A 12,707-nucleotide genomic window follows, 5' to 3' on the forward strand; every position below is an offset into this window, starting at 1 on the left:
CGTTTACAGCGATACATCCCCGGGGCCGCGCGCTGCCGGCCGTTCCCCTCGCGGTGTCGGCCCAGCTTGTTAAGCCAAGCTGTTTGATAAAAGCCGTGGGGATCGGTGATGATTTGACGCGCTCCGTATTGGAACAGCAGATGGTGGAACAACCCGTGAGCGAGGAAGAACCTAGGCGGGGTGGTCATTTCATCGGGTTATCGTTAAGGACGGAGGGTTGCCGACGGTCAGGGGCCGAGCCCGCCCCCGATTACCGCCGTTTACGGCACGGTAACCATTGGGGGGGTTGGTTGAGGCGGATCCCACCCCACAACCGGCGGCGGAAAGCGGGTTAGTCTTGCGGCGCGGACTTCTCGGTTTCGGGTTTCACAAACCCGTCTTTGTAGGTTTCACTGACGGTTTCCAAGCGCTGCGAAATATTGAGCGCAACGCCGTTGGGATCGACAATGGCAAAGTGCCGTTCGCCCCAGGCTTCGTCGGCAAGCTCGTAGGAAATGGTCACACCGGCGGCTTTGATTTTTTTGTAAAGCGCCTTCACGTCTTTCACTTCCAGGGTGATAAACAAACCCTTGCCCGCAAAACCAGGCTGAAAGACAGGGGGTTGCGTGGGATGATTGGGTTTCATGAAGGCAATCTGAAAACGCGCATCGGTGTCGGACACCATATGGATGTACCATTCGTTTTGAAAGACCACTTTGAAACCAAAATGTTTGGCGTAAAAGTCGCGCGAGGCCTCAATTTTTTCTGAAATGACACCATAGGTCATGGTTTGCAGGGGTTGATCCATGGCAAACGAGGACAATGAGCAAACGAGAAACAAGGCCAAGCTTAAAACGGCTTTCATAACACTTTCTCCTTGAGATGAATCGTGAAACAACGCGGCCGGGTGGCGGCGTTCCAAGAACCATTGGGGGCTATCAACCACGATCCTTGGAACGCCGACAACACGGTTATCTACGATAGTAGGGCGGAATCAGGAATATAAGATAAAGGGGTAAGACAAACCCAACCCATCCCCGCATGGAAGCAGATGAGATAAATCACAACAAACCAACGACATGCCGGAACTTTCTCGGAGTTTGGCCTGGAGGAAGGGAACGCTTTATGTCGTTTGATTGGCGAAGTATGGGTTGGTTTTATGAATGTCTCTACATGCTTTTGGCATGCTTCTACACACTTAATGTGTGTATGTTTATCAGCAAACTGGAACCCGTTCTAAAGAACTTGGGGGGCGTTGTCTTTAGTGCGCCTCCGTGTTGTTGATGTCGTCATTATAGGTACCGCCGTTTTGGACCCGCTTGACATTTTTTGCGAAATGGAAGGCCAACCACACAAACCATTTTTTTCATGGCACTTAGACGCCATTCAGAAAACGATTTTTCTTGTTGGAACCCAATCGGAGGACGGGCGACCGGCTCCGAACCCGACCGATTGGACACCCCGCCGAGGATCAATGGGCCGATTTCGCGCACGCTATGCCTACCTCGGTAGAAGCGGCTTTGGTTCAATACGCCAAGCAAGCCGGGCACAGGAACAAGAACCCTGGATTAAGCGTGACGGGATACCAATCCGGGGAGCAAGGCGATCTTCGCCAAGATCCATCAAAGGTTCGTAACTCGTTCCAACAAACACCTCGGGTTCAACCGCCGCATCGTAGACCACATCGACCCGTCCGTCGATTCCAAAACCCACGCCGGCGACAAAACAAAAAAAACGGCTCTAGACAACTCACCCGCCAACAATCATCTTCTCTAGATTTTTTTTCGCGCGGTATAATGTCCGAACCTATTTTCCCTCAAATTTCGGCCGGTCTCATGAAAACCCGCTCCCTCTACAACCAACTGAAGACAGAGACAAAGAAAAACCTGGGTACCGGTTCCGTATCCACACTATTCCAAGCAATTTTTCTGGAAAGCATCGCCTACCTCGACAGAACGGCCCAAGTCCCAATCACCTCCAAAGTGGAAGGAAAAACCTATTTCCTTTTTAGCTCCGGTAAGAAAACCTCGCGTGCGGTGAACGCGGATCTCTACCTTTCTGATCCCACGAGTCTCAATCCATTTTTTATGGCGATGCAGAGCAATGATTGGGAAGCACTTTCAGCCGAAGAAATCACCCAACAGGCTTACACCCTGGCGATGGCATTCATCACCTCCGTGGATCTTCAAAAAACGGGTGATGTGAAGACGCCGGGCACTTTCTTTGAGCTTCTTTGCGGTCATTTAGTCACCCTTCTACTCGGCGTCCAGCCTAAAAAACGCATACCTGTTTTAAACCTCGACCAAACGGCAACCCTACCCACGGACTTCATTTTTGACCTGGGGGAGAACCGGCCCAAGTTCCATGTTCCGATAAAAACATCTACAAGAGAACGTGTGATCCAAGTATGGGCACACCAGCGGGTTCTCGACGGAATCTACGGCCTCGAGCGCTTTAAGGGCACGCTCATTTGTCTTTCAGAAGTAAAGAAAAATGCCGCAACCCATGTGGTAACGGAAATTTGCCTACCAACCCAATGGAAAGTCTACCAATCGTTTATTGCCAGAATGCACCGCGTCTACTATTTCGATTTACCCTCAAAATACGAAGCGCTGAACCGGCAAATTCCACGAATTACGGTTCTTCCTTTTGGATCACTTTTTAAAGAAGTCGAGCGCTTAAGCGCCGGCGAATAGCTGTTGAACCGCGGCAACGGGGTTCAACGTTTGCCGCACTTCCCTTCCAATCGCTTCCGCCAAGGGCGGTGGAACCGCATTGCCGATTTGAGAACGGATGTCGCCACGTGTTCCCTGAAAAACAAAAGAATCGGGAAAACCCTGGATCCGTGCCGCTTCACGCGGGGTTAGCGGTCGATCATACAAAGGATGACCATAGCGACCGCGGGTAAAACTGTCGAAGCCACCCGTAATCGTCGGACACTGACCGTCCCAACGCAACCGACCATATACATCAGGCCAACCCCCAGATTTGACATCAACCTTCTGGTGGCATTTTAAACGCAGTTCGTAGGGGATGTCCTGCCAGCCCCCGCCCTGGGGAACATGCGAAAAGCGTTGGATGTTTCGCGCGGTAACCCGTGCACGCTGATGGTTGGGAAACTGGGGATGATGGGAATAATCCGCGGGTGGCTCGGGGAGACCGGCGAGCACATCACCAACGGTTAACCACTCTGGTGTTGAGGGTTTTGGGAAGGAAAAAGGTCGGAATACATCAATGCGAACTCCAACGATAATGAACCGCTGTCTCGTTTGCGGCACCCCGTAGTCCGCGCTATTCACAAACGCCAGCGTCATCTGGTAGTCGGCGAGTTCACGCTGGATTTGGGAGAGGTACTTTCTACCCCGCTTTTGACCAAAAATCGCGACATTTTCAAACAGAAACACTTTGGGCTGTAACGCCCGCACCAAGCGAACAAACTGAAGCACCAGGTCATTGCGCCGGTCCCCCTTGTGCGCGCCACGCTTCTGCTTCGAGAACCCCTGACATGGCGGCCCCCCTGTCAGAAGATCCAAATCTCCTTTCGCTAAACCGGTTTCCGCGGTGATGGTCGACAAATGGACGTCACACACATCCTTTACCTGAGCGTGACTGCCGATATTGCGCCGATAGGTTGCCACGGAAGGCTCGTCAATGTCGAAAGCATAAACGGTTTCAAAGCCGGCGCGACCCACGCCCAAACTCATGCCTCCCGGCCCACAAAAAGCGTCAATCGCTTTTGGCTTTTCCATCATCGAGACCGCTCCTAAGCCCTATCATCACCCTATCGAGGCAGCCCCGACCGGATGTCACAACGAAACGAAGTTAACAAAGCAGCACAAGCCGCATCCTAACACAAGCTCATCGTCATTCCTTTTCGACCGTGGTCTGAATTGCCCATGCACCCAGATCGACATAGCTTGGGGAGCAACGTTCAGGGTCACCTGGTCAACCACCGAATAAGCCCCTCGCAAGCATCCTTTCCTAATTCCTTTTTTTTACCTTGGGGGATATGTTCGCCTGGCGCGTTGAGAGAAGATGTGGTCCAACCCCATAGGAATGGGGCACCGCGCTTTCCAGGCGAGAGACGAAAGCGTTCTCGCCCAAGGGCTTTGCGTTCCCGAAAGGAAACGAGACCCGCCCCATAGCCTTTCCTAGCCAGGAAAAACCTCCAAACAGACATCAAAAATACGACTACTTACTTCAAAAGGCCGTATTTTCCTCTCCACAAGACGTCATTTTATTTTATTTTTTTCAAAACCTTTCCCACGCATCCGCGTTGAAAGCTAATGGAACAAATAAATTCGTTTCACCCCTTTTGGGATCCACCCTTATTCGTGGCTCATATCAATATAACAGCAAGGTTTCTCACATTCGATAATTTACCCGGAGTCTGTCCTTATGCTCGTTCCACGCCCTTATGCGTCTTCCGTTCCGTTATCGTTCACCACCGTTCCTATTTTTAAGCCTCCATCACCTACCTTGGATCGCCTCTCCGGCCGTGCCTCTGTAGGTGTATCTGAGCGAACCCCGCCTTTCGGCCGTTTTTAACCGTCACACCGGCCAAGGCCCCCAAATCATTCGATGCCCACATCGGTGACAGCCACCGGGCGGCGTGCCCATCCCCGGTCTGTCCCACCAACCCGATTCGATAAACACACCGCGCGGCTTCTCCAACGAATCTAGGCTGGATGCGTGGTGTGTCCCCCTGTGACCGATGATTGATTGCTTTGATCACGGCGCATCGGGGGTAACAGCACTTGTTCGCACGGCTCGGCTATTGGCCGCCGCCCGCGAGTACGGCCCCATTAACGCCTTTGAAGCCTCTGGTTTTGATGTCGTTATGAAATCCACCCTGTGCAAAAACGTCTCACCGCCAGTCGAGACGTGGCACCGCATGCCGTTTTCTTTTGCACCAAACAAACCCAACTTCCCACCGTTCATTATTCTGGAGTGCATCTTCATGAACATCTTCCGCTTGCTTCTTTCCGTCTGTTTTGTGTTTGCCCTTTGCCACGGCGCGCTGCTTGCCCAGCCAGGCTTTGAGGACTATGAGTTTATTCCCGCCGTCGACAAGGCCGGCATCACCGAGGCTGAGTACAACGCCGACCCCAACGCCTTCCGCGCGCGTTATTTCCCCAAACTCGGCTTGCCCGTTTTCCGTAGCGATTACTTTGGGATTTGGAACTGGTTCAACCACGGTACCTTTCCTTTTAATAAGATCTACGACAATAACAACAGCAAACGCACCTACTTCTTCTGCCGCACCCGCGGCAGCAAATGCGGCCACAACGGGGTCGACTGGCTGGTTGGTTTCCGCAACTACGGCCAAAACGAGGTCATCAACCCCTTTCCTTACGGCGCAACCGTAGAGGTGACCAACCTTAGAAACGACCATCCCGACGACCATGCCGACAACAGCCTGGGTAACTCCGTGGAACTGACCTGTTACCTGGATGGCAACGCGGGCAACCGCGACCGCGTCAATAAATTGGTTGTTCGCCTATCTCACCTGAAGATGAACTCGGTCACGGTAAGCCGCGGTCAGTTCGTCAACAGCGGCCAAGTTCTCGGCCAAATCGGCTACAGCGGCGCCACCAGCTTTGATGTCTTGCACGCCCACGTCACCTACGAGCATATGGGTAAATTCTTGGACCCCTTCTATGGCTGGCAAAACCCGAATCTGGATGAATCCATGCTGTTTAACCAGTACTGGATTGAAAGCATCACCAACTGGCACACCCGAGAAAACTACAAACAATTGACGATCAACAACGCCTTTTACGCCACCATGCGCAACAAACGCACCAATTCTTATGTGTTCCGTGCCAACGATCCCATCGAACACATTCGCGTGGAAGACCAGTACGGCAACATCATCCCCGGGCTGGACGTGCTTGATAATCCCAACCTGCAGAACCTGAGCTTCAGTTCCTATAACTACCCCGCCGACGACGGCCGCAATTGGACCGTCTACGAGGTTTCCTTCCGCTGGTACCAAGACGCGGATCCCTCGGTCCTCAATAAAGAGATGCCATTCCGCATTGAAACCGACCGCGGCGAACTGAGCAACCGCGTGTTCATCAAAGTCACCCCCTAACCGAGACCAACCACCCCATAAACCAAGGGCTCGCCACATGACGAGCCCTTTTTAATGAATGCTGATGCGGGCTTTAGGCACCACGCGCCAGGCGCTTGTCGCGGTGGGTCGGCGAAAAGGTTTGACCCAGGACCTTCACCGCGTCCAGCAATTCGCGCAACTCAGCGTCGCCGGTGTAGGGGTTCATCAGCGTGACGCGCAGGAAGGTGCGACCGCGCAGTTCGGTGCGAACCAGGAAGAAACGTCCGTCTTCCATCAAGGTCTCGCGAATCCGCTGGTTCAACACATCCAAATCCCGCTCGCTTTTTCCTGGCTGCAGGTAACGGAAACAGACGATGTTGGCGGCGGGCTCCACGGGCAAGGAGAACTCGCAATCAGCTTTGACCAAACGGGCAAACAGGCGCGCGTTGTCATAGGTCCGTTCGATGTATTCCGCGAACAAGGCGTCGCCAAACTTTTGCCACAAGGCCCAAACCTTGAGGCTGATCGAAGCTTTCGAGGTTTCAAAAGTCGCCCGTGACGGGTGGAACCACTCCTCCGCGCTTTCACTGCGCCACAAGTAGGAAGCCTTTTGGGCAAAAGTACGGTAGCGGGTGCGGCCGTCTTTAAACACCACGGCGGTGGCCAGAGCGGGCACCATCATGCTTTTGTGGAAATCCATCACCACCGAATCCGCTTGATTCAGGCCTTTGACTAGGTGGCGGTATGTGTCGGAAAAAACAACGGGTGCACCGTGGGCGCCGTCCACATGGAACCACAGTTGCCGCTGTTGGCAAAATGAAGCGATTTCTTCCAAGTCGTCGTAGCTGCCGGTGGCGGTCGAACAGGAGCTGCCGATCACGGCGATCACGGTTTTGCCGGCGGCACGGGCTTCTTCAAAATAACGGTCCAACAAATCGGTGCGCATGGCGTAGTTGGCGTCGCTGGGAATTTTGATGACTCCGGCCGCGCCCCAACCCATCATACGGGCGGCGCGCTCCACGCAGTAGTGGGCCTGCTCAGAAACCATCACCGCGTATTGTTTTTGCGTGCCTTCCTGCCAAACTTCCTCCGCCATGTTGGCGCGGGCGCAGAGTAAGGCGGTCAGGTTGCCGAGCGACCCGCCCGAGGTCAAAAACCCGCCGCTGCCGGGGCCGAACCCCATCACCTTAGCGGTGCGTTCCACCACCAAACGCTCGAGGGCAACACCGGGACCGCCCATCTCGTAAACACTGGGCAAGTTGTTCAGTGCATCCCCCAAAAAACCCGCCAGCGAAGCGGTAAAAGCGGTCATGGCGGCCTGGTGTCCCATGTAACGGGGGTTGTGCATGTGCAGGGATTGGTCGATGAAGTCTTGAAAAAAAGCCTCGGTGGGTCGGCCCTCGGGTTGATCGGCCCAGTAGGCGTACTGATCCTCAGGATCCTTCCAGGAAAAAACGCGTGGGGATTCACCACTGAGCGACGTCTCGAAATGACGGCTTAGCAGATCAACCAAAGCGTGGGCTTCATTGCGGAACTCACTTACATCAAACGCTTTATCAACCAAGGACATAATCTTCACCTCGAATCGTTACGGGCTTCACGCCACACCATTCAATATAGACTTCTTTTGACATTTTTCTAGGTATCAACTAAAGTTAAGTAATCTTTCCTAACCGCGCCTGAACTCGTCCTTCTTTTTTTCGAACAATTCCCTGTAAACGACGAAACGGGAGGAAAATGATCTATGCTTGACGATACCGACCGCCATATCCTCAACCTTTTGCAGCAAGATGCAAAAAAAAGTATCAAAGAGATCTCTGCCGAACTGCACATCACCAAAACACCGGTTTACGAACGCATCAAACGTTTGGAACGCGATGGTTACATCACCGGCTACACGGCGATTGTCGACCCCAAGATGGTCGAACGTTCACTGATGGTGTTTTGCGCGGTAACGCTCAAAACCCATACCGCCGAAAACATCGACGCCTTTACCGAGGGGGTGCGTGCCATTCCCGAGGTGATCGAATGTTTTGTGACGGCGGGGATGTTCGACCTCATCCTCAAGGTAGTGGTGCGGGACTTGGAGGCGTACCACGAATTCGCTTCCCACAAACTGGCTACCCTGCCCAATATCGATAAAATCCAAAGTTCCTTTGTGATGACCCAAATCAAAAACAGTACCAATCTGCCACTTTAACCAGGAGCTTCTATGCGTGACCGCTACGCTTTTTTTACCTCGGTTGCGGTGCGCTGGGGCGATATGGACGCCCTCGGCCACGTCAACAACATTCAGTTTTTCGCCTACTTTGAACAGGCCCGCATTCAGTTTTTCGAGGCGGTCGGCGCCGACAAGGTGTGGGACGCCGAGCAAGGACCGATTTTGGCGAGCGCGAGCTGCAACTTCTTAAAACCCATTGTTTACCCCATTGATCTTGAAGTCGGGTTGGCGGTGACGGACATTCGCAACCGCAGTTTTGGGGCCTCGCTGGCCATTTTCCGCAAGGACAGCGACGAGATGTTCGCGGAGGGGAAAAACGGCATCGTGTGGGTCAACTACCCGGCCGGCAAAGCCATTAACCTGCCCCCGGTTTTGGTGGAAGGATTAAATAAGTTCAAACCTTAACGAGACAGACCCGGCCCAGATCCACCAATCCCGCGCGGTCGCTTGGCGCGCGTCGGCCGGAACCCTGCGCGATTGCATGCACCAGAACCGCACCCGCCGGGGAATGGCCGGGGCAGCGCGCGAACGCGCGGCCCATTCGGCTAAACGATTGACCTGTTACGATTTGCAAAATACTCACCCCATTTCCGCCAAAAGATGAGATGCTCAGGTGATCTCTAAGAAAGCCAAAAAAACCGTTCTGCCAACCAGGAAAAACGCGGTATACCCTTTCGCTTGACCTGCTGTTGCGTTTCCTCGGGTTGGTACCACTTCTGGTTGGAAGACAAGGGTAAACAGAAACCTCGGCACCGGGAATGGGCACGCGGTTCCACCCCGGTCACCGAAGAGATTCACGCATTTCTCGTGATAACCCCAAGGGAAGCGCCGGCACGTCCGCAACAAAAAACATGACCCGAACCTGGGTAGCGATGCTGCCATTGCCCTCGATCTCATCCCCTGACCAAACGAGGAAAAAATGATCGGCTTCATCTTGTTAATGGGAACCCACTTTTTGGCCATCCCCTCCCCCGGCCCCAATCAGCAGCAGGCATCCGAACTGATCCGTCGGGTGGTTGAGCAGGTTGCGGTTGGCGAACCCGTGACCATGAAGGGGGAGACCTTGCACTCCACCGTGTTGCTCCCACGCCTCTACCGAGATCACGGCTTCATGCCGCTGTGGTTCCTCGACAACAAACCCCGGGCTGCGCTGCTCTCCTTGCCGAACACCCTTGATCAAGCTGAAGCCCACGGCCTGACAGGGAAACCGTATCACCGGGCCCGGTTACGTCGGCTTTTTGAACAACAGTAAAGCGATCCCGATCCCCTTCTGGTCGCCGAAATCGATTTGCTCGCGACCGACAGCCTGCTGATGTACGCCACCCACCTGTCCAGTGGCTGCGTCGACCGCGAGGGAATCGATCCCAATTGGCGGGCGGATCGAGCGGAAGTCGATGTTGCCGTATTTTTCCGCCAAGCCGTGAACGCGCCCTCGCTCGACCCGATCCTGGAGACACTGGCGCCGCAACACCCCCATTACCGCGCGTTACAGGCGGAGCTGGCCCGGCAACATCAGCTGCCGGAAAACAGCGGGTTGACCTTGAGCCCGGGCCCGGCGCTCAAGGTCGGTCAAACCCACGCACAGATTCCCCTCATCCGCGCCTTGTTGAAGGTTGAGGGAAATTCCGCGCTTTACGACCAAGCACTGGGCGACTCGGTGCGCAAATTCCAAAGCGAACATGGCTTGGATGCGGACGGCGTCATTGGCAACCGCACGCGCGAATTATTGGGGATGTCACGTGCTGATCGTATTTTACGCTTACGCGCCAATTTAGAGCGCCGGCGCTGGTTGCCCAGATCGCTTGGGAGCCATCACATCCTGGTGAACATCGCCAACTACCACGTCGCGGTCGTCGCCAATGAAACAGCCGTTATGGAAATGAAGGCGGTTGTGGGCCGACCATTCCGTCAAACACCGGTCTTTTCGGCACAAATGACCTACCTGGTGCTGAGTCCTTTTTGGCACGTGCCGCCCTCCTTGGCGAGCAAAGACAAGTTACCGATTTTACTCAAAGATCCCGGCAAGTTAGCCGACCAGGGCTACCGAATTTTTGACGGCTGGGGAAGCGATGCCAAAGAGTTAAGCCTCGAAGAAGCGCGAACGCGTTTAGCGGGCGCGAAACGGTTCCCGTTCCGTTTTCGCCAGGACCCCGGCCCTAAAAACGCCTTGGGCGATGTAAAGTTCATGTTTCCCAATAGTTACAACGTGTATTTGCACGATACGCCGGACCGCAACTTGTTTGGCAAATCGGAACGTTCTTTTAGCTCCGGCTGTATTCGCATTAGCCGGCCCATCGACTTGGCCGAGTTCCTTTTGTCGGATCAACCGGGATGGTCGCGGGAGCGCATCGAAGCCGCCATCGCAAAGCGTCAAGAACAAACAATCACGCTGAAGCAACGCTACCGCGTGCATTTACTGTACTGGACCGTCGCCGTGAAGGATGATCGCGTCCACGTCATTCCCGACATTTACGAGCGCGATGGACGGCTGGTAACCGCTTTAAAAGAAGTGGAAGAGGACCCGTCATGATGATGCCTTTTTTGCTTTGCCTGTATCTTTCGCCGCCGACCTTCGATCCCGGGAAGGTTTCCTTTGAACTGGTCTACCGCGACGAGGTTTCGCCCTATTCGGTTCAATCGGCCTTTGTCTTGCCCAACGAACCCCTGGATCTAACGCTCCGCCATCAGGGTGGCGCAACCTTTAAGCTCCATGCCCCGACACTGACGGTCAGCCAGGTGAAGGAACAGCAGTGGCAACTGAGCGCACCGCCGGAGCCGGGCCGCCATGAAGCGGTGATCCACCGTGAGGATACGGGCGAACAGGTGCGCCTCAATGTGTTTGTGATGGAACCCTTCGCCAAGGTAAAAAACGGCATGTTACATGGCTACCGAATTGGCACCTATCCCGATAAACCGCTCAATAACAACCCCATCTATCTTCCCCCGCGAGGGTTTGTCAAAGTAACGAAGGACGACCTGGATGTGAAGGTCAGCCCCCATTTCACCCTGGGCCGGTTTCTCTGCAAACAAAAAAGTGATTTCCCCAAGTACCTGGTCTTGCGCCCCCGGTTACTGCGAAAACTTGAATACCTGCTCGAAGAGGTTAATCGCCAAGGACTTGCGTGCTCCAGTTTCTATATCATGAGCGCCTTTCGAACGCCCTACTACAACCACGCAATCGGCAATGTCCGCTACAGCCGCCATCAATGGGGGGGCGCGGTCGATTTTTACATCGATGAAAAACCCAAGGACGGCTACCCCGATGATCTAAACGGCGACGGCACCATCGACCATCACGACAGCATGGTGCTGTATCGTTTGATCGACAACCTTTCCCAACGCCGCGACTATCGCGCGTTCGTTGGTGGCTTGGGCAGGTACCGGAAGACAGCCGCGCACGGCCCCTTCGTTCACGTGGATGTGCGTGGTTTTAAAGCGCGCTGGGGCGAATAAGCACAGATTGGAGGATGGTGTTGCTTGTGAATGTTGTGATTCTGGTTGGCGCATTATTGGTGCTCCTCTTCAGCGCCGGCTGGTTCATTTCCGGCGCATCGGTCCTGGCCGAAAAAATGGGTATTCCACCCCTGTTGATCGGCATGATCATTATTGGTTTTGGCACCTCTTCACCGGAACTGCTGGTGTCCGTCCAAGCGGCCATGGATAACAACGCGGCGCTGGCGATCGGCAACGCCGTCGGCTCCAACATTACCAACATCACCCTTATCTTGGGCTTGACCGCCGTGTTGGCGCCCATCGCGGTTCAATCAAACATTGTCCGCCGTGAACTCCCCTTTCTTCTCGTGGCAACCACCGTCCTTTTTGCCTTGGGTTGGGACGGCCTCCTTTCACGCGTGGATGCGGTGATCCTGCTCAGCCTGTTTGCGGTCATTTTGGGCTGGGCGATGGTCTTGGCAAGACAAACCCCGGACGACGCCCTTGCCGACGATGTCACCAAAGAACTGAACGAAGTAACCATGAGCTCGAAAAAAGCCGCGGTGCTGGTGGCGGTCGGCCTCGTGCTTTTAACCCTAAGTTCCCGATGGCTGGTTTCAAGCGCGGTCCAGTTGGCTACCGCGCTTGGCGTCAGCGAGCTGATGATCGGATTGACGATTGTTGCATTGGGCACCTCGTCTCCCGAATTGGCGGCCTCCGTGATCGCGGCGCGCAAGGGAGAACATGACCTTGCTCTTGGTAACGTGTTAGGATCCAACTTGTTCAACACATTGGGTGCGATTGGCGCAGCAGGTCTCACGCGCCCTCTCCCCGTGACAGAGACCCTTGTGTTTCGGGACATGCCCGTCCTGCTCCTTGTCACCCTTCTCTTGTTCCCGGCAGCCGTGGGTTGGCGGGGACCCGGAAGCATCAACCGCTGGGAGGGCGCCCTTTTATTGACCGGTTTTGCCGGGTACACGGGGTACCTTATTTTCAGCAACCTTTCGTGAAACCATG

Annotated in this window: 10 protein-coding genes and 1 pseudogene; 8 read left to right on the plus strand and 3 right to left on the minus strand. The window is 54.5% G+C overall.

The window, feature by feature from the left end; genetic code table 11:
* Window positions 1–331: 331 nt before the first annotated feature.
* Window positions 332–844, minus strand: a complete 513-nt coding sequence (locus J3U88_RS19075) for a VOC family protein (protein WP_207860538.1) — start codon at window positions 842–844, stop codon at window positions 332–334.
* 655 nt (window positions 845–1,499) lie between these two features.
* Between J3U88_RS19075 and J3U88_RS19080 the strand changes: the two genes are divergently transcribed.
* Entirely contained in the window at window positions 1,500–2,675 is a 1,176-nt protein-coding gene (locus J3U88_RS19080; protein WP_207860539.1) for a hypothetical protein, read from the plus strand.
* On the opposite strand, the gene J3U88_RS19085 is transcribed toward J3U88_RS19080, so the two are convergent.
* Complete coding sequence (locus J3U88_RS19085; protein WP_207860540.1) at window positions 2,658–3,731, minus strand: DNA cytosine methyltransferase; 1,074 nt, start codon at window positions 3,729–3,731, stop codon at window positions 2,658–2,660. The two genes, J3U88_RS19080 and J3U88_RS19085, sit on opposite strands and share 18 nt — an antisense overlap.
* A 1,142-nt stretch (window positions 3,732–4,873) precedes the next feature.
* On the opposite strand from J3U88_RS19085, the gene J3U88_RS19090 reads away from it, so the two are divergent.
* Window positions 4,874–6,076, plus strand: a complete 1,203-nt coding sequence (locus tag J3U88_RS19090; protein WP_207860541.1) for a hypothetical protein — start codon at window positions 4,874–4,876, stop codon at window positions 6,074–6,076.
* A gap of 73 nt (window positions 6,077–6,149) precedes the next feature.
* Here J3U88_RS19090 and J3U88_RS19095 read toward each other — a convergent pair whose 3' ends face one another.
* Entirely contained in the window at window positions 6,150–7,607 is a 1,458-nt protein-coding gene (locus J3U88_RS19095; RefSeq protein ID WP_207860542.1) for a pyridoxal phosphate-dependent decarboxylase family protein, read from the minus strand.
* 174 nt (window positions 7,608–7,781) lie between these two features.
* Between J3U88_RS19095 and J3U88_RS19100 the strand changes: the two genes are divergently transcribed.
* The 6 genes and pseudogenes from J3U88_RS19100 (at window position 7,782) to J3U88_RS19125 (ending at window position 12,700) form a co-directional block, all read left to right on the plus strand.
* A complete protein-coding gene (locus tag J3U88_RS19100) occupies window positions 7,782–8,237 on the plus strand; it encodes an Lrp/AsnC family transcriptional regulator (protein WP_207860543.1) in 456 nt (151 codons plus the stop codon).
* 12 nt (window positions 8,238–8,249) lie between these two features.
* On the plus strand, window positions 8,250–8,663 hold the full coding sequence (locus tag J3U88_RS19105; RefSeq protein WP_207860544.1) for an acyl-CoA thioesterase: 414 nt from the start codon (window positions 8,250–8,252) through the stop codon (window positions 8,661–8,663).
* Window positions 8,664–9,306: 643 nt separating this feature from the next.
* A pseudogene (locus J3U88_RS34360) lies at window positions 9,307–9,975 on the plus strand (L,D-transpeptidase scaffold domain-containing protein); the annotation flags it as partial.
* A gap of 15 nt (window positions 9,976–9,990) precedes the next feature.
* Window positions 9,991–10,788 carry a L,D-transpeptidase family protein gene (locus tag J3U88_RS34365; RefSeq protein ID WP_243436042.1) on the plus strand — a complete coding sequence of 266 codons (798 nt, stop codon included), beginning with the start codon at window positions 9,991–9,993 and terminating at the stop codon, window positions 10,786–10,788.
* Window positions 10,785–11,711 (plus strand): M15 family metallopeptidase domain-containing protein, encoded by a 927-nt coding sequence (locus J3U88_RS19120; RefSeq protein ID WP_207860547.1) that lies wholly within the window; start codon window positions 10,785–10,787, stop codon window positions 11,709–11,711. Before J3U88_RS34365 ends, J3U88_RS19120 begins: the two co-directional genes overlap by 4 nt.
* A gap of 26 nt (window positions 11,712–11,737) precedes the next feature.
* Window positions 11,738–12,700: a calcium/sodium antiporter gene (locus tag J3U88_RS19125; RefSeq protein WP_207860548.1), complete on the plus strand. Its 963-nt coding sequence runs from the start codon at window positions 11,738–11,740 to the stop codon at window positions 12,698–12,700.
* Window positions 12,701–12,707: the final 7 nt, after the last annotated feature.

The organism is Acanthopleuribacter pedis, from assembly GCF_017377855.1.
GTDB classification, from domain to species: Bacteria; Acidobacteriota; Holophagae; order Acanthopleuribacterales; family Acanthopleuribacteraceae; genus Acanthopleuribacter; species Acanthopleuribacter pedis.